The following is a 17,675-nucleotide window of genomic DNA, read 5'->3' as shown; positions in this document are numbered from 1 at the left end:
GGTTTTAGCCTTCGTTCCTCTATTGCTAATCCCCAAGGAGTCGCCCAGTCTCCACTCCAATCAACCACTACACAAAGCATGCATCTTCTGGCATGTCACTCTAATTTATTGTGATAAAACGAAACTGCAATAACAACAGATTACAATTGCGCCATAACGTTAAAGTGCCATTTTTTTCAGTTCATTTGTCGTGAAATATAAATAGTTGTTCTGCACAAATAAATCCTTCGTTTCTTCCCTATTTAATATTTTCTCTCCGCTTCCATCTGGGCGAATCTTTGTTAAATACGCTCCGTGTGAATAATTACTAAAATATAGCCAACCATCTGCATAAACGACGTACTGTGCACGTGAACTAGAGACGCGTTGCGATTTACCTGTTTTTAAATCAAGGACGTACAATTTATTATCGTCAGATACATTACTATAAAATATTTGTTGCCCTACCTGTGCAGCGAAATCTACATTGTGAAAGTAGTTATACATCGTACTCGTTGCTTTCGGGTAGTCGTTAGCAATCCACGTATGATCTTTTGCCATTGTTCGATCATCCACTAAAAAATATTGATAGCGTACCGCCCCTTTCCGATCAGGCACTGGATCATTCCATGTAGTATCAAGGTGATACCATTGACCGTCCAGCTTTACTAAATTCCAAGCATGTCCTTCCTGTCCGACATAGCCTACTATATATTTTGTTTCTATACCTAGCTTTTGTAACATCGAATGAGCCAGCAATGCATAGCCCTGACATACGCCACCATGTTCCGCAAGCACTGTATAAGCGCTATGTGGACTTGAATTCGTTTGATCCGTATAGGCGGTATTAGCAACGATATAATCATTGACAGCCCTAACCTTCTCTACATCACTTAATGCTTTTTTATTGATAGAGGCTACAATCTCTTGCACATTCATTTCAACAAATGCTGCCTGCTCTGGTGTCATTAAATAACTTTGCTCTCCAAAGATTGTGGCCGTTCTTCCTCCATATTCAAAACGAATTGAGTGTTTACTAATATGCCCATATACATAATCATCTCGTTTTATAGCATTTTCATAGGCTTCTTCCACTAGCTGTTCAATTCGTTGTGTATTGCCTTTATATTGAATCTCAAACTTAGGTGAAAAACTACTATAGTACGCATACATCGCATCAGCCATTTCCTTTGCATTTGTTACAACTAGCTTTGCTTCAGGTTTTTTGGCTGCAGGAGCTGTAACGGCTGCTCCCTCTTCTGGCTTTTCATCTATAGGTGTGGCCGTTTCAATAGAGGTATTCTCTGAAAGTTTAGCAGTAACGTCTATAATTTTTTCCTTTGTTGAAAGAAGTATCGTTTCTATTTCATCATTATTTGACCAAGTTATCACTTGTTGTACAACTGCTTTACCAGCCGTATAAATGGGGTCAATAAAAATAATAATAATAACGATAATGGCTAATTTTTTCCACAAAATCCTCACCTCCAACCGTTTTCCTGTTTTCATTATATACAAAAAAAGCACAAAGGACTCACTTGGAAGTCCTTTTGTGCTTTCATTTTATCAATAGATAAGTATTTGAAGTTTATTTTATTTTAAGCTTCTGTTCTTTGCCATTAACATTATAAACTAAATAATTATCATTAATTCGTAAATCAGAAACTGCTTGCTTCACGAGCACCTCAGTTTTTAATGTTTTAAGATTTAATTTTGATAAGTAACCACTGTTACTGTAATCACTGAAATATAAAAAGTTATCCGCTCCTGTAATATATAAGGCACGTTTATCAATGACTTTTGTTTTTGTACCACTTGCTAAATCAAGCTTGTACAATTTATCTTTATCTGCTGTATTACTAAAATACAGTGTATTATTAACCTGATATGCAAAATGAACATTTTGCATATAGCTATATTTTGTACTTGTTGCAGCAGGATAATTTGATGCTACCCATTTATGATCTTTCTTTAGCTGTGCATCCGTTACTAAGAAATAATCGTATGAAGAAGCGCCGAAACGATTTGGCAATGGATCATTCCATGTTGTATCTAAATGATACCATTTACCATCAACTTTCACTAGATTCCATGCATGTGCCTCGTTACTATTAACAGTACCAACAACATATTTCACATCGAATCCAGCTTGTTCTAACATTTTATAGGCTGTTAACGCGTAACCCTGACATACAGCTTGCCCTTCCGTTAACAATGCATAAGTACTATGGGGACTAGCCTTTGTTTTAGTACCATATGTAGTATTTGACACAATATAATCATTAACCGCTTTTACTTTTTCGAATTCTGTCATTGAAGGCTTAATAATCGTTTTTAATATTTGATCAACCTTTTTTTGTACGGCCGCTTCTTGTGCTTGGTTTGTCAAATATTTCACTTTAAATGTTACATTGCCTGTTGAGTCTGCAGAAATAGCGGTGCTTTCCATATGACCACTCGCATAGACTGCTTGCTCCTGTGCTTTTTCAAAGGACTCCATAAAGTTCTTTTTAAAATCAGTCATTGGTCCACTATATGTAATTTTAATTTCGGGAGCGAAATTATTTAATTGCTTTACGATTTCTGTTGTGAATTGATCCCAAGTTGTTACTTTCGTATTAGCTACTACATTATAAGCATTCGCTGGGGAAGTATTTACTGAACGAGCGTCTGCATTTTGCGCATAGGCTGCTGTTGGGCTTAACATCAATAATGCTGCTCCACTTATTAACCACTTTTTCACAATAAATCACCTTCCCATTTGTTATATTCTTGTAATTAGAATAACAGAGGAAGGAACTATAAATCTATCGGACAAGTTCACTAGCCATGACTTTTAACTGTATACACAATAAATAATATATAGGTATAAACTCCCTTAAAAATAATAGAAGTATCGAATTAAACTATATTTTTGTAAAAAAATAAAAACTCACCTGTTTTCAGTGAGTTTTCTATATATTAATGGCCTTTTCTATCGAGCAGGCTTCTCTTTATTTTAGCGACTTTTTACTACTAAGTTGACTGCCTCTTGAATAACTTCATTCATTTTTTCGCCATCACCTTCAGCATTTTGTACACATTCTAAAAGATTCGTACTAACTATGACACCCACTGTTCGATCTACTGCTGAACGTACTGCCGATAATTGAGTAATGACTGCCTTACAGTCCTTTTCTTCTTCCATCATTTTCAAAATACCACGTAGCTGGCCTTCCATCCGTTTTACACGATTTTTCACTTGATCTGAATACTCCATCATCATTGTTCCTTCTTTCTATACTCGCTACGTTCTTGAGTAATTATTAATCTTTATCCTAGCACATTATTTCAAAATTAAACCTATAGTTATTTTTTCCTTGGGTTTAAATAATTCATAAGCATTTTAGTAATAATTGACCCTGCATTTGTTATTTCATCATACTGGATCACTGTATTTTTCTTTATTCGTAACTGACCTATCTCTACTTCAAAAATTGGGCACTTTCTTTCAAGTGCAGCGACTAGCATATTTGTGTCGTAGTCATATCGTTCACCTTTTACTTTTATCAGCCATGGTAGCTCCTTTATAGAAATAAAGCGTAAACCTGTTTGTGTATCCATTAGTTTTCTATGATAAAGGATCTCAAAAAACAAACTTGTTGTACGATTACCCCAATATGATAAAAACGTGCTGTCTGAAGAATGGAAGTTACGTACTCCTAACACAATTCCTTCAGAAAATACCTTTGTCATCGTTAAAACTAACTTTACATCTTGTAACGTATGTTGGCCATGAGCACCTACTGTAATGACACCTTGAAACATACCCCTTTGCGCCCTTACATAGGCAAAGGCTGTTTTTAGTGCGCCTCCCTTACCAATATTGTGATCATGCTCTAGCACTCGACAGCAGTCAATCTTTTTCAACTCTTCAAATACACTTGTATATTTTTGATCGCTGCCATCATTGACAATAATAATTTGGCTAATGGTAGTGGCTAATAATTGATGGACATAGGTTATAAGTGATTGTTGTGGATTATAGGCTGGTATAATTGCTGCAATATTTTTCATCATTTCTATCCCCCGGATAACATGAAACTTTGGCAGATGTATTTTTTAGTAATTGCTACTTCGAATATCAACGAATCTCCTTATAACAAATAGTATCATGTATCGAGGACAATTCAACAATAACGGTATTTTCCCGATATATGAAAAAAGAGGACATTTATGATTCATCACCAAAAGTTGGGAATACTATTGGTCAAGACGTATACCATGTAAATAAGTTGATTGAAGTGGAGGCTGGGCGACTCCTTGGGGATAAGCGATAGAGGAACGCAGGCTAAAACCATCACGTCCTGTGATAACGCCTTCGTGACCAACATCGGTGCTGCTGCCGCTTCGCTTTCGCGCAAAAAACATCTGTTGGCCCGAGACCCTGGAGCGAGCATCGCGAGTGAAGCGGCTCATCGGACGCCCCCAGGAAGCTCTGCTCTGCGCGAAAGCGAAGCGTCAGCGGCAAATGTTTTTATCTGTGCGAAAGCGAAGCGTCAGCAACAAAGCGCCCAGCCGGAACGGAAATCAACCCCACGTTATGGTGATGACCCATTTTTATGAAAGTGGTGATTGCTATCGTCATACAATACGAGATTCTCCAAGATCAATGTACGAAATTAAAAGCTTTATACTTGGTTAAATTGGCTAAAAATTTACAGGATGCTAGCTCGCTCGCCATTTCAAAGCCAGCTATATCTCTTCAAAAATCACTCCTAGTACTGGAGGAAATTTTATCTGAGCTTTATAAGCTGGAAATGCATACCGAACCGAAGCTAAAAAACATGCGAACGTTACTCAATAATCGTAACTTTGTTGCAAAAATTCATCCACGTCGTATTTATTTATTAATGAATCTTGTAAGCAAAATGACTTCTAGTAATAGTAGTGAAGTTGTGGAAGCAAAGTCGGCAAAAATTGTTCTTGATTATATAAGTGATATTGTAGAATGGTTTATCGAACGCTATGACCGTAGCTTAAAGGCAAAAATGATTCGCATAGCACCTGGCTTTGAAGATATAACTTCAGTTTTTGATGTAAATTTGCTGCTTCAAGATGACCAATCAACCGAGGCTTATAAAAGTGCTGCAAACTGGTTTGAGCTTGCTGCAAAACAAGGGAATGCAAGTGCTCAATATAATTTAGGTGCTCTTTATAATCAAGGCCGTGGTGTTAAGAAAGATTATGCTGTTGCAAAAATGTGGTATGAACACGCCGCTGCGCAAAATGATGCAAACGCACTTTATAGCTTAGGCGTGCTCTATCATTTAGGCCATGGTGTTGTACAAAATTATGAAGAAGCCGCTCAATATTATAAAGCTGCTGCGGATTTAGAAAACGCAGATGCACAGTACAATCTGGGAGTTCTATACAATCAAGGACTTGGGATGCCACTAAACTTTGCTGAGGCAGCAAAATGGTACATGTTAGCAGCCAATCAAGGAAATACAAGTGCTCAAAATAACCTTGGATTCCTTTATCACAATGGAACTGGTGTCGAGCAAAGCTATGAGGAAGCTATAGCCTATTTTGAAATGGCTGCATTAGCTGGTGATGCAAGCGCTCAGTATAATCTTGGCTATATGTACCTTAAAGGTCGTGGCATCTCGCAAAATCTTGAAGAAGCTGTGCAATGGTTCCATTTAGCTGCACTTCAAGACCATACAAATGCGGAATTTCAATTGGCAATGCTATACAACACTGGTCAAGGTATTCCTCAGGATCACATAGAGGCTATAAAATGGTTTAAACTCGCAGCACATAAAGGACACTTAAATGCTCAATACTGTCTCGGTGTGCTCTATGTCAAAGAAAACGATATAACTTTAGCAGAAAAATGGTTACAGTTAGCCGCTAACAATGGACATATAAGTGCAGGATTTGAGCTTGGACGTATTTATGTATACCAACTTCAGCAACCAGAGAAAGCTCTCCCTCACTTTAAAGCAGCTGCTGAAAAGGGTTATGCTGATGCTCAGTATGAGCTCGGATTATTATATGAAGCTGAATTGAATTATGTTGAAGCAATAAAATGGTGGAGAGCCGCTACTGATCAGTCCCATATTCAGGCTGAATATCAATTAGGATTATTATATGAGCACGGATTGGGGATCGAGCAAGACTTAGAAGAGGCACGACGCTGCTATCGACTAGCATCCATCCAAGGACATTCAGGTGCTCAATATCAGCTCGGTAATTTATTTGATAAGGGAAAAGGTGTCGAACAGGATTATACCGAGGCCGCAAAATGGATTGAACAAGCTGCCGCTAAAGGACATGCCAAAGCACAATATCAATTTGCTCAAATGCACAGTCATGGACAAGGGGTACCGAAAGATTTTACGAAAGCAGCCCAACTGTATCGATTGGCTGCCAATCAAGGGCATCAAAAAGCACAATTCCAGCTTGGTATGCTTTATAAAAAAGGGCATGGTGTTGCACAGGATTATACCGAGGCAACAAAATGGCTTAAGAAATCTCTTGAAAATTTAAAATAAAAGACTATTAGCATAGCGTGGGGTTGATTTCCGTTCCGACTGGGCGCTTTGTTGTTGCTGTCGCTACGCTTTCGCACAGATAAAACAATTGCTGCCGCTACGCTTTCGCACAGAGCAAAGCTTCCTGGGGGCGTCCGATGAGCCACTTGGGCCAAAAGGATGTTGGTCACGAAGGCGTTATCACAGGACGTGATGCTTTTAGCCTTCGTTCCTCTAATTTGCTCGCTCCAGGGTCTCGGGCCAACAGATGTTTTTTGCGCGAAAGCGAAGCGGCAGCAGCACCGATGTAGGTCACGAAGGCGTTATCACAGGACGTGATGGTTTTAGCCTTCGTTCCTCTATTGCTGATCCCCAAGGAGTCGCCCAGTCGTAACGAAGATCAACTTATATATATGGCATATGTTTTAAAAAATGCCATCCCTAACTTTTAGTAATAAACCGAATAAAGCTGTTCTTCCTAAAAAATACCGTGTCACCTCCTAACAACGACAGTGACACGGTATGTTGATTAGTTTTTCATTTCTTCTTTTTGGTTTACCATAAATGTTACAACGATGAATAAAGCAAAGCTAATTAACAGTGTTGTCCCACCTATGATAAAGAAAACCGTTGTAAATGTTCTGCTAAAACTAAATGGATTTAAATTGTAGAACCACATGCCTAGTGTTAAGCCAAAAACACCGAGAATAGCTGTCCAACCATGTGCTGTCATTAATTTTTGTGATTTCACTTTAAAGGCACGATAGAAAATACCCCATGCAAACATACTTAACCAACCTACTAGCAAAATATGTGCATGTATCGGTCTATATTCATAACTACCTGAGCCAGACATATGTGAGCCTAGATACGTACCAAATAAGGCGAAAATCGCAGCAAGACGAATAAGGCGTATACTCCATTTTTGTTCCAAACGATAACCCCCCTAAGCTTTTTCAACTTAGTTAGCAGTTTATCTCGCGAACATGAACTTTACATGAACTCCTCATTACAGTTTTGGTAAGTGGACACGCACCTTTGTACCGGAATTCATAACACTGTCCATGTGAACCGTTCCTCCATGTAGCTCAGAAATTTGCTTCACGATGGCAAGTCCAAGCCCAGTACCTTGTTTTGTTCTGGACGCATCAACTCGATAAAAGCGATCAAATACCTTTTGTAATTGTTCAGCAGTCATTCCTATGCCACTATCCTCAATGAGCACTTCAACTGAGGTCGAGGATTCTTGCAAGTGAATATGAATCTCTCCACCTTCGACATTATATTTAAGGGCATTCGTCAATAAATTATCCCAAACATTTTGTAATAGCCCAGCAGCACCATCATATGTTACTGGTTCAAGTTGATACGATAATTGTACATTTGCTTCTTCAAGTTGCCAGCGGTATTTTCTTACGGTTTCCTTTAATTGCTCATCTAAACGATAAGATTCAAGCTTTAACAACCTTGTAGATTGATCGAGTGACGTTAGTAAAAGTAATTGCTTAGTTAATGTCGACATACGCTTAGTTTCTAGCTCAATAATCGTTGTATATTCCTGCCTTTCCTTGTCGGTCAGCAAGGGATTCTTTAGTAAATCTACATAGCCTTGAATGTTCAACAATGGCGACTGAAAATCATGGGATACATTACTTATAAACTCTTTACGTATTCGATCATTTTCCTGTAATTTTTCTGTCATGACATTAAAGCTAACCGCTAATTGTCCAATCTCATCTGCTCGATCTATATCCAGTAGCGCATCGAATTTTTCATGTGCAAGCTGATGTGTTGCCTCTGTTAGCTGTGTAATAGGGCGAATTAGTGCCTTAGCAAAAAGTAGCATTGCCAATAGACTAAGTACTGTCATCACAAGAATTAGTCCGCCAAGTATCGTATGCACCTCAGAAAACAACAAGCGAATATCAGGTCTAATGAACAGTGCATACTGCTTATTTTCATAAGTGAATGGCACGCCTATCGTATTAATTAACTCATTCGCAAAAAATCCTGTCACAAAAGTCTCTTTTGGAAAATCACGCATACCATGATAAATTTCCCCGTTTAAAACATGTTTGACCGTATTAGACGGTAGTGTTTTATCACGATACTCACCGCCGAAGAAATGTCCTTCGTCATCAGTTGTTGCATAAATTTGATAACCTATTTCACCAAGAGTCTTTAAATAATTATCTAAATCGTTAGGCTTTGAAGACTCAATGTATTTTGCAATATCCTGCGCAATTTTCACATTTTTAGCATCGTTTTTTTCCTTCACAACTTGATGATAATACGTATTTGTCGCTAAAAAGCCGATACACAAGCTGCCGATCATAACGAGCATCGTCGTGACAACAAATCTACTATATAACGTTTTTATCATGCAATAACCTCAAGCTTATAGCCAACGCCACGCACTGTTGTAATCTCAACACCTGATTCATAACGATGAAGACGCTCACGAATCCGCTTCACATGCGTATTTAAAGTCTGCTCATCTCCATCGTAATCATAGCCCCACACTTGCTCCATAATAAAACTACGTGTAAACACCTGGTTCGGGCGGGATGCTAGTAATGCCAATAGTTCAAATTCCTTTAAAGGCAGAACAAGTGTATCTTCCCCAATGACAACCTCAAAGCTTCGACGATCAATAACGAGCCTACCCACCTTGATGGTTACCTGATTTTTCTTATCGAGTCTACGCAATATCGCTGCTATGCGAAACAGCAATTCTTTAGGTTCAAAAGGCTTCACAACATAGTCGTCTGAGCCTGCCAAAAACCCTCGTTCCTTGTCCTCAAGCTCGCCTTTTGCTGTTAATAACAATACAGGAATATCGTAATCCTGACTCAATGTCTTGGTTAGTGTAAAGCCATCCATTCCCGGCATCATAACATCTACGACAGCCAAATCAGGCAAGTTTCCTTCAAGTAATTTAAGAGCCAGTTGTCCGTTTTCCGCCTGTATCACCTGATAGCCCTCTCTTGTCAGATAAATATTCACTAGCTGTAAAATATGTACATCATCATCTACAACGAGAATTTTCATTCAAGTCTACCTCCATCTAACTTGTTTCTGGTACACTATTTTAACTTCTTTCAGCAGAAGCCTTCTACCTCTATAAGCGGTGAGATGAATGCGGTTTTAAGTCCCTTTTCAGCGAGTGTCCAAACACCTGTACCTGTCGCTACGCTTTCGGTTCAAAAGACATTTGTAGCTGACGCTACAGAAAATAATTGCTGAAAGAAGTTAAAGCCTCCGGCGGATGTCACGGAATCGGAAAGGAGTTCTTTGTGCAGGCACAAAGCCGATTCCGGACGCAATTATGCCGAGGCATAATTGATCAAAAAATCCGCTCCATTCCGCGGGCGATTTGCAAGCCTTGCGTGGCTCGCTGTCCCGCAGGAGTGTAGCGAATTTTTCTCATAACAACTTTCATTTATATTATAACGAAAAGAAAGAAATAAACAGCAATATAAGTAACGGCAAACCAATTACGATATAGCCTCGTGGATTTGCAAAATTCATCGTCCAACCGATCCCAAAGCGTTTCTCTACAAAAACGGAAGGATCTTGACGATTCATATATATTAATCCACCCTTCCAATAGCGATCCTCATCCACATCCATTACCTCTGAAGCAACATTATCTCCATAATTCACCCTCAGTTTGCGTTTTTTCCATGCGTAAACAAGGACTGAGCCAAAAACGAGGAATAAAAATAAAATAAATACCGGTAATAGCCTATTTCCTGTAGTCATTGAAGGATAGATATTGCTTAGCTGTAATACTGTAAATAATATTGTAAAGGCATAGCTTAATAACATAATGCTCCAGCTCATATACTTTCGACTTTTTAGCTGATCTTCCAAGGATTCTTCCTTACGATTAACAGCCAACTTGATTGCTGAACGCTTTATAGAATCTACAATTCCCCACATCATACATTGCATCATCAGCATAACAAGCGGCAGTGAAACCGCAGTAAAATATGTTTTGCTTCTCCAAGAATCCGCTTCACCGCTAGGTCCCCAATGTACAGCAATGTGATCTGGTATTTGGTCATAATGTCGGACTGTAAAAATAATTAGAAACACCGTAACACCAAAAGGGATTACATAAAATGGCCACGGAAGCATTTCATCACGACTACGAGCCGTTAAATCAACTGCACGCACTTGTTTTATATTTAAGCCCCATTGCTCTTCCTTTTTAAGTTTTAAAACTTTTTGATGGTTTATCCAATATAATGTCATACTGACTGCAAGCATTGTAAATAAGCATCCTAGCAGTAAAATACTTTGCATGAACTCAGATTGTGCAAAGTAATAATAGCTAACAATCATCATCAGTAATAACATGACACCAGATATTCCGACGATTTGAGCATAATGCTTTTTCATATTACGTAATGCGGGATGTTTTACATTTTGTTCAGGTACAGTAACACCAAAAATGATTGTCTCACGTACTATATATGGAACAAATACTTGTAGAGCTAATGTTAAGAGGTAGACGGTTAAGAAAACGAAAAGTAGCATTTGCTACACCCCTTCTGCAGGTATTTGCAAATCAGAAAATACTTTTTTTATCATGTGCTCGATCTGCTCGACTGTTGCGCCGAGCACCATTCCTTCTACCACAACAGGCTTTAAGTTTTTTTCAATTTGTTGTAATTGTTCAGGAGTTAACGCTCGCTCCTCTGCTGAACGAATAATAGCACCTGATTTGGCTCTAATTATAATGATTCCCTTTTCCTCCAGCTCATGATAGCTTTTATTAACCGTGTGCATATTTACACCCAGATCAGCTGCTAAATTACGTACAGATGGCAGAGTATCTCCTGGCTTCATATCCCCCCTTGCAATCCCCTCTATAATTTGCCGGGTTACCTGTTCATAAATTGGTACATCAGATTGTGGCTCTATTTGAATAAACATTAATATCATCTCCATAATTGTTATATAGATAATATAACAAATAATCATTTTTTGTGCATAAAGAAAGGGAAATTGCAATTATAAAGAGTTCTTAACAGTTTCTATAAACTTTTGCACAAGTACACTGTGCTTTTCATTCTTTCTAGTGCAAATTGCAATTTTATGATTAATATGAACATCCTTTACATAAACCCTCGCCAATTGCCTATTATCAACATGCTCTCGAACTGCTAGCGACGAAATAAAATTTGCACCATAGCCGGCCATAACTGAACGGATCGTTTCATTTATTCCATTAAATTGTAGTGCGATTTTAGGTGGCTTGACTTGATACGTTTGACATAAAGAAAAAAGATACTCTCTCATTGAACTTCCTTCCTCACGCATAATAAAAGGCTCCTTCATCATGTCAGCAAGTGAAATAGACTGATTTGCATAAGGATGATCAGGTGCGACTACAAACCATAATTCATCCTCAAAAAGCTCCTCCCACGCTACTTCTTCCGGTCTTTCTAAAATACTACCACCATAAATAGCAATATCAGCTTTATACTGTATTAACTGCTCAAAGGCATCTTTAGTGTTTGTAGTCGTAATGACTAAATTTACGTCTTCATTTGCCCCTTTAAAGGTAGCTGCCCACTTAGGAATTAGAAAGTTAGCTGGTAAGTATGTAGCAACTATATGTATTGTTCCTGCTTTAGCAAGACGATAATCTTCAATGAATGAATTAATATGCCCTTCAAGCGTAACAAGATTTTTCGCTTTTTCTGCTAAAGCTCCCCCAAATTCAGTTAATACTACGCCCCGTCCTTGTTGTTTAAATAATTGAACGCCAATCTCATGCTCAAATTTTTTTATTTGGCTTGAAACTGCTGGCTGACTAATACGAAGTAATTCTGCCGCTTTCGTGAAACTACCTGTAGTAGCAACTTGATAAAACAATTTTAATCCATGAATATTCATGATTTCACCTCACCACATAACCTAAAGTTATGAATTAATAATAATAATATATTTTTATTATGATTCATCCTATCATACACTTTACATGCAAGCTTGCAAGAAAAAATACGAAACGGGGACTGTTTGATGACCAATTTAAATGTTTGGAATAATGTAGATGAGTACTTTATGGAAAAACTAATACCGGCAGACACAGAACTTGAAGCAGTATTACAAGCTAATAAAGTAGCAGGTATTCCTGAAATTGATGTATCACCTACTCAAGGCAAACTATTATATTTACTAGCTAAAATAAAAGGGGCAAAAAACATTTTAGAAATCGGAACCCTTGGTGGCTATAGTAGTATTTGGATGGCACGTGCCCTTCCGAACGAGGGTAAAGTTTACACACTTGAGATTGATCCCGAGTATGCCTCAGTAGCCAAGGAAAATATTAAAAGAGCTGGCTGTAAACATAAAGTTGAAATTATAGTTGGAAAGGCATTAGATACATTGCCTATTTTGAAAAAAGCAGTGCCTTTGTTCGATTTAATTTTTATTGATGCAGATAAGCCCAATAATCCACACTATTTGAAGTGGGCATTAGAATTGGCCAAATCAGGAGCAATAATCATCGCTGATAATGTAGTGCGTGATGGTGCTGTAATTGATGAAAAAAATGAAGATGAAAGGGTACAAGGTGTGCGACAGTTTATGGATTTATTGCAAGAAGAATCTCGAATTGAATCTACAGCTATCCAAACAGTTGGCAATAAAGGCTATGATGGTTTTGTACTCGCCGTAGTTAAATAATTGAAAAAGGAGATGTCTCATGATTAATTCGAGACATCTCCTTTCAACAATAGCTATTTCGTAACTATTGCTAATTTTTCTTTCAAACATGCAACAGCTTGTTCGATATCAACTGTACATCCTATTTCATTTAATTTTTCCCCTATTAATCGGTCCAGGAACCTATAGTATTTCGTTATTTCGCATGTTTGCTCCCCCTTACAATGTTTTTGGAAAATAAAAAAATGCCTTACAAGCCCCCATCTAAGCTCGTAAGACATCCTTCACCCCATTTAAATCTCTTTTTATTAATAGACCCCTTTTTGTAACCGTGTTCATTTTTCAGTAAGGAACGGGGGAACAGACCCCGCCCGTTACATTAGTGGAATAAGGTGAACTCCATTCGAGTTTAGTCCACAACGATTTAGGAAAGTTTGGATATGTTCGTTTAGTAGATTCGTATCTTAAATCATTTCTTTCAGCGATTGCTGAAAGCAAGTTAAGCTAATTTTTCGTAACCTGGAAGCGTCAAGAATTCCACAAATTCATCTTGTTCAATTAAAGATTTAAACAGCTCAGCAGCTTCTTCATAGCGACCACCGTTATAAGCTTGTTCCCCAACAGCCTCTTTAATTTTCACAAGCTCTTCCTCCAAGATACCTAGTACAAAGGCCAATGTAATGCCACGACCATCATCCAAGATTCCTTTTGGATGACGAATCCATTGCCATACTTGTGTGCGAGAGATTTCTGCAGTTGCAGCATCCTCCATTAAGTTGTTAATCGGTGCAGCTCCGTTGCCTCGTAGCCAAGAAGCGATGTACTGAACCCCTACACTACAGTTAATACTAAGACCTTCTAGTGTAATTGTACCTTCTGGAACAGCTACTAAATCTTCTGCTGTAACATTTACATCCTCGCGTTTTTTATGGATTTGGTTTGGTGTCGTCATAATCGCATCAAACTGTTCCATTGCCGTTGCAACCATACCTGGGTGCGCTACCCAAGTTCCATCATGGCCATCTGTTGCTTCACGACGTTTATCTTCTGCAACCTTTGCAAACGCTACAGCATTCGCGTCGTCATCCCCTTTAACCGGGATTTGTGCTGCCATACCGCCCATCGCAGGAGCATTACGTTTATGACATGTTTGAATACATAAAGACGTATATGCCTTCATGAAAGGTACAGTCATTGTTACTTGCCCACGGTCCGGTAAAATTACATCAGGTTGATTGCGTAGACGTTTGATATAGCTGAAAATGTAATCCCAGCGTCCACAATTCAGACCAGCTGAATGTTCACGTAGTTCATATAAAATTTCATCCATTTCAAATGCTGCTAAAATTGTTTCGATTAATACAGTAGCCTTAATTGTCCCTTGTGGAATTCCGATATAATCTTGTGCAAACACAAAGACATCATTCCATAAGCGTGCCTCCAAATGGCTTTCAAGCTTCGGTAGGTAGAAATAAGGCCCCGTACCTTTTGCCAATGCATTTTTAGCATTATGGAATAAATACAGACCAAAATCAAAGAAACTACCAGAGATCGGTTCGCCATCCACTAGTACATGCTTTTCAAGTAAATGTAGACCACGTGGACGAACTAATAACACAGCTGTATTTTCGCTTAACTTATACGTTTTACCATTAGATGCTTGTGTAAACTCAATTGTCTTATTAATAGCATCACGCATATTAATTTGACCGCCAATCATGTTTTCCCATGTCGGAGCAGATGCATCCTCAAAGCAAGCCATAAACATTTTTGCGCCAGAGTTTAATGCATTAATAACCATTTTACGGTCAACAGGTCCTGTAATTTCTACACGACGGTCATGCAAATCTGCTGGAAGTGGTGCAATTGTCCAATCTCCCTCACGGATCTGCTTTGTTTCTGGTAAGAAGTCGAGTTTCTCACCTGCATCAAGACGCTTTTGGCGTTCTTGACGAGCCTCTAATAGCTCTTTTCGACGAGCATCGAATTTTTCGTGCAGGGCAAGAACAAACTCAAGGGCTTCTGGTGTTAAAATTTCTTTTGTTTGCTCGTTTTGTTCCCCAACAATTTTAAGCTTACCTGTTGTTGCTTGTTCCATCAGTTGTTTCCCCCACCTTTGCGATTTTAAGTAGTCATCCCCCGCTTTAGGAGGAGCGAAGGAGACTAATCTATGATTATGAATTTAGGAATACACGTACTTTATGAAACTTATACGAATTGTTCTGTTTCTGTAGAACCAGCCATAGCTGTTGTAGAAGAAGTACCACCAGAGATAACTTGAGATACATCATCAAAGTAGCCAGTACCTACTTCACGTTGATGGCGTGTAGCTGTGTAGCCTTTTGATTCTGATGCAAACTCAGCTTGTTGTAGTTTAGAGTATGCAGCCATACCATTATCTTTATAATCATGCGCAAGCTCAAACATAGAGTGGTTTAATGCATGGAAACCAGCTAATGTTACGAATTGGAATTTATAACCTAATTTACCTAGCTCACGTTGATATTCTGCGATTTCTTCTTCTGATAAATTTGCTTTCCAGTTGAAAGAAGGTGAGCAGTTGTATGCTAGCAATTTACCTGGGAATTTAGCATGAATAGCTGCCGCAAATTCACGAGCTTCCTCAAGAGATGGTTTAGAAGTTTCGCACCAGATCAAATCGGCATATGGCGCGTAAGCTAAACCACGAGCAATCGCTTGTTTGATACCTGGTTTTGTACGGAAGAAGCCTTCTGGAGTACGTTCACCAGTAATAAACTCAGCATCACGCGGATCGATATCAGATGTTACCATATCAGCAGCATCAGCATCTGTCCGAGCGATTAAAATTGTATCAACACCCATTACGTCTGTTGCAAGACGAGCAGCAATTAAGTTACGAACAGCATTTTGTGTTGGAAGTAACACTTTACCACCTAAGTGACCGCACTTTTTCTCAGAAGCTAATTGGTCTTCTAAGTGAACACCAGCAGCTCCAGCTTCAATCATTCCTTTTACAAGCTCAAATACGTTTAGAGGGCCACCGAAGCCAGCCTCAGCATCTGCTACGATCGGAGCGAACCAATCAAATTGATCTACACGTCCTTCAGCATGATCGATTTGGTCTGCACGTTGTAAAGCTTGGTTAATACGCTTAACTACTGCTGGTACAGAGTTTGCTGGATATAAGGATTGGTCAGGGTACATTTGACCAGAAAGGTTAGCATCAGCAGCAACTTGCCAGCCAGATAAGTAGATTGCTTTTAATCCTGCTTTTACTTGTTGTACAGCTTGATTACCAGTTAATGCACCTAATGCATTAATGAACGGTTCTTCGTGTAAAGATTTCCAAAGTCGATCCGCACCTTTAGTTGCTAAAGTTTGTTCAAGTACAACAGAGCCCTGTAACTTAACAACCTCTTCAGCTGAATATGCGCGTTCAATACCTGCCCAACGAGGGTTCTCTGCCCATTGTTTTTCTAATGCTTGGATTTTTTCTTGACGTGTTGACATATTGAAATTCCACCTTCCCCTTTGTATACAATATACTCTGTTAAAAAACTTTTAATCGACTGTTCCATAACAGGTTTATTTGTTGTAAATTAATATATAACAGAACATCTGAATTTTCATTATTTTTAGATAAAATACCAAATTTTAATGATGAAACCGCTTTTTTAGGCGACGAAATTTGGTAAACTGTTTACAAACAAGGGGGATATTCACAATGAACAATGAGTTTATTTCTTTGCCAAAAGATATTTCACAACAGTTTATTTCAATGTTAAAAGACTGGGTTCCAGCCAATTCATCCATTGCAATTGCTGCTAAAAACTCCTATATCTATTTTCATTCTGGACATCAAAACATTAACTTGGAAATAGGTCAACAAGTACAGTCTGGTAGCATTGCCGAGCAAGTACTACGCACGAGGAAACGAACAGATGCCGTTTTAGATAATTCCTTATTCGAAACGCCGTATTATGGGATAGGTTATCCTATAAACCTTTTAGATGTGCCTGCAGCACTTGTTGTAGTATTACCTTCAACCTTTACCGAAAAGAAATTGGAGCCCTTTCAATTTTTAACTGGAAAGCAAGAAGAGGAATGGAATCCTGTTGCAATTGAAAAAATCTCTCATATTGAAAGCCTGCAGAAAAAAACGTGGTTTTATGTGGAGGGGGAACAATTTAAAACAAGTATTACTCTTAAAGAACTTCAAATGCGTCTACCGTCATCTTTTATTCGCATTCACAGATCTTATATTGTTAATATTCATTTCATAAAAAAAATGGCTCGTGATCTTACTTCCAATTTTATTGTCACTCTAAAGGATGGAAGTGAACTACCCGTTAGCCAATCTTATTTAAATAATCTAAGAAACGCCCTTGAATTTTAGATTTCACCTTAGCGTAATTGATGTCATTTGTTGCTGTCGCTTCGCTTTCGCACAGAAAACATTTGTTGCTGTCGCTTCGCTTTCGCACAGAAAACATTTGTTGCTGTCGCTTCGCTTTC

16 protein-coding genes are annotated in these 17,675 nt (G+C 38.5%); 4 read left to right on the top strand and 12 right to left on the bottom strand.

Annotated elements, in window-relative coordinates; translation table 11 throughout:
• Nucleotides 1–159: 159 nt before the first annotated feature.
• The 4 genes from ABH968_RS15745 to ABH968_RS15730 all read right to left on the bottom strand — a co-directional run bounded on the left by ABH968_RS15745 (nucleotide 160) and on the right by ABH968_RS15730 (nucleotide 4,038).
• Entirely contained in the window at nucleotides 160–1,464 is a 1,305-nt protein-coding gene (locus tag ABH968_RS15745; RefSeq protein ID WP_370045371.1) for a transglutaminase domain-containing protein, read from the bottom strand.
• 103 nt (nucleotides 1,465–1,567) lie between these two features.
• Nucleotides 1,568–2,722, bottom strand: a complete 1,155-nt coding sequence (locus ABH968_RS15740) for a transglutaminase domain-containing protein (protein ID WP_370045369.1) — start codon at nucleotides 2,720–2,722, stop codon at nucleotides 1,568–1,570.
• Nucleotides 2,723–2,977: 255 nt separating this feature from the next.
• Nucleotides 2,978–3,238, bottom strand: a complete 261-nt coding sequence (locus tag ABH968_RS15735; protein ID WP_010857552.1) for a metal-sensitive transcriptional regulator — start codon at nucleotides 3,236–3,238, stop codon at nucleotides 2,978–2,980.
• 89 nt (nucleotides 3,239–3,327) lie between these two features.
• Nucleotides 3,328–4,038 (bottom strand): glycosyltransferase family 2 protein, encoded by a 711-nt coding sequence (locus ABH968_RS15730; RefSeq protein WP_370045368.1) that lies wholly within the window; start codon nucleotides 4,036–4,038, stop codon nucleotides 3,328–3,330.
• A 243-nt stretch (nucleotides 4,039–4,281) separates the two neighbouring features.
• Between ABH968_RS15730 and ABH968_RS15725 the strand changes: the two genes are divergently transcribed.
• Nucleotides 4,282–4,584: a hypothetical protein gene (locus ABH968_RS15725; RefSeq protein WP_370045367.1), complete on the top strand. Its 303-nt coding sequence runs from the start codon at nucleotides 4,282–4,284 to the stop codon at nucleotides 4,582–4,584.
• Entirely contained in the window at nucleotides 4,581–6,518 is a 1,938-nt protein-coding gene (locus tag ABH968_RS15720) for a tetratricopeptide repeat protein (RefSeq protein WP_370045366.1), read from the top strand. The genes ABH968_RS15725 and ABH968_RS15720 overlap by 4 nt, the downstream gene beginning before the upstream one ends.
• 508 nt (nucleotides 6,519–7,026) lie before the next feature.
• Here ABH968_RS15720 and ABH968_RS15715 read toward each other — a convergent pair.
• The 6 genes from ABH968_RS15715 to ABH968_RS15690 all read right to left on the bottom strand — a co-directional run bounded on the left by ABH968_RS15715 (nucleotide 7,027) and on the right by ABH968_RS15690 (nucleotide 12,407).
• Nucleotides 7,027–7,431, bottom strand: coding sequence for a hypothetical protein (locus ABH968_RS15715; protein WP_370045364.1), 405 nt, complete (start codon nucleotides 7,429–7,431; stop codon nucleotides 7,027–7,029).
• A gap of 75 nt (nucleotides 7,432–7,506) precedes the next feature.
• Entirely contained in the window at nucleotides 7,507–8,877 is a 1,371-nt protein-coding gene (locus ABH968_RS15710) for a sensor histidine kinase (protein WP_370045519.1), read from the bottom strand.
• Nucleotides 8,877–9,548 (bottom strand): response regulator transcription factor, encoded by a 672-nt coding sequence (locus tag ABH968_RS15705; RefSeq protein WP_370045362.1) that lies wholly within the window; start codon nucleotides 9,546–9,548, stop codon nucleotides 8,877–8,879. Before ABH968_RS15705 ends, ABH968_RS15710 begins: the two co-directional genes overlap by 1 nt.
• Before the next feature lie 396 nt (nucleotides 9,549–9,944).
• Nucleotides 9,945–11,042 carry a DUF1648 domain-containing protein gene (locus ABH968_RS15700; RefSeq protein ID WP_370045360.1) on the bottom strand — a complete coding sequence of 366 codons (1,098 nt, stop codon included), beginning with the start codon at nucleotides 11,040–11,042 and terminating at the stop codon, nucleotides 9,945–9,947.
• Nucleotides 11,043–11,045: 3 nt separating this feature from the next.
• Complete coding sequence (locus tag ABH968_RS15695) at nucleotides 11,046–11,441, bottom strand: GntR family transcriptional regulator (protein ID WP_370045358.1); 396 nt, start codon at nucleotides 11,439–11,441, stop codon at nucleotides 11,046–11,048.
• Between the two features lie 78 nt (nucleotides 11,442–11,519).
• Nucleotides 11,520–12,407, bottom strand: a complete 888-nt coding sequence (locus ABH968_RS15690; RefSeq protein WP_370045356.1) for a LysR family transcriptional regulator — start codon at nucleotides 12,405–12,407, stop codon at nucleotides 11,520–11,522.
• Between the two features lie 126 nt (nucleotides 12,408–12,533).
• Here ABH968_RS15690 and ABH968_RS15685 point away from each other — a divergent pair, with 126 nt between their 5' ends.
• Entirely contained in the window at nucleotides 12,534–13,199 is a 666-nt protein-coding gene (locus ABH968_RS15685; RefSeq protein ID WP_370045354.1) for an O-methyltransferase, read from the top strand.
• 478 nt (nucleotides 13,200–13,677) lie between these two features.
• Here the strand turns inward: ABH968_RS15685 and aceB are convergent, their stop codons facing one another.
• Together aceB and aceA are read right to left on the bottom strand one after the other, a co-directional pair.
• Nucleotides 13,678–15,276, bottom strand: coding sequence for a malate synthase A (aceB, locus tag ABH968_RS15680; RefSeq protein ID WP_370045352.1), 1,599 nt, complete (start codon nucleotides 15,274–15,276; stop codon nucleotides 13,678–13,680).
• 110 nt (nucleotides 15,277–15,386) lie between these two features.
• On the bottom strand, nucleotides 15,387–16,670 hold the full coding sequence (gene aceA / locus ABH968_RS15675) for an isocitrate lyase (protein WP_370045351.1): 1,284 nt from the start codon (nucleotides 16,668–16,670) through the stop codon (nucleotides 15,387–15,389).
• Nucleotides 16,671–16,884: 214 nt separating this feature from the next.
• Between aceA and ABH968_RS15670 the strand changes: the two genes are divergently transcribed.
• Nucleotides 16,885–17,556, top strand: coding sequence for a LytTR family DNA-binding domain-containing protein (locus tag ABH968_RS15670; RefSeq protein WP_370045349.1), 672 nt, complete (start codon nucleotides 16,885–16,887; stop codon nucleotides 17,554–17,556).
• The last annotated feature ends 119 nt before the right edge of the window (nucleotides 17,557–17,675 follow it).

Source organism: Lysinibacillus sp. RC79 (assembly GCF_041262405.1).
GTDB lineage: Bacteria > Bacillota > Bacilli > Bacillales_A > Planococcaceae > Lysinibacillus.
This window is presented reverse-complemented; position numbering and strand designations above follow the sequence as displayed.

Excerpts from the sequence above, each read along its gene's own strand:
- ABH968_RS15670 (WP_370045349.1), top strand. The coding sequence starts at position 16,885 with ATGAACAATGAGTTTATTTCTTTGCCAAAAGATATTTCACAACAGTTT.
- ABH968_RS15695 (WP_370045358.1), bottom strand. The coding sequence starts at position 11,441 with ATGTTTATTCAAATAGAGCCACAATCTGATGTACCAATTTATGAACAG.
- ABH968_RS15700 (WP_370045360.1), bottom strand. The coding sequence starts at position 11,042 with ATGCTACTTTTCGTTTTCTTAACCGTCTACCTCTTAACATTAGCTCTA.
- ABH968_RS15690 (WP_370045356.1), bottom strand. The coding sequence starts at position 12,407 with ATGAATATTCATGGATTAAAATTGTTTTATCAAGTTGCTACTACAGGT.
- ABH968_RS15705 (WP_370045362.1), bottom strand. The coding sequence starts at position 9,548 with ATGAAAATTCTCGTTGTAGATGATGATGTACATATTTTACAGCTAGTG.
- aceA (WP_370045351.1), bottom strand. The coding sequence starts at position 16,670 with ATGTCAACACGTCAAGAAAAAATCCAAGCATTAGAAAAACAATGGGCA.
- ABH968_RS15720 (WP_370045366.1), top strand. The coding sequence starts at position 4,581 with ATGAAAGTGGTGATTGCTATCGTCATACAATACGAGATTCTCCAAGAT.
- ABH968_RS15735 (WP_010857552.1), bottom strand. The coding sequence starts at position 3,238 with ATGGAGTATTCAGATCAAGTGAAAAATCGTGTAAAACGGATGGAAGGC.
- aceB (WP_370045352.1), bottom strand. The coding sequence starts at position 15,276 with ATGGAACAAGCAACAACAGGTAAGCTTAAAATTGTTGGGGAACAAAAC.
- ABH968_RS15685 (WP_370045354.1), top strand. The coding sequence starts at position 12,534 with ATGACCAATTTAAATGTTTGGAATAATGTAGATGAGTACTTTATGGAA.
- ABH968_RS15730 (WP_370045368.1), bottom strand. The coding sequence starts at position 4,038 with ATGATGAAAAATATTGCAGCAATTATACCAGCCTATAATCCACAACAA.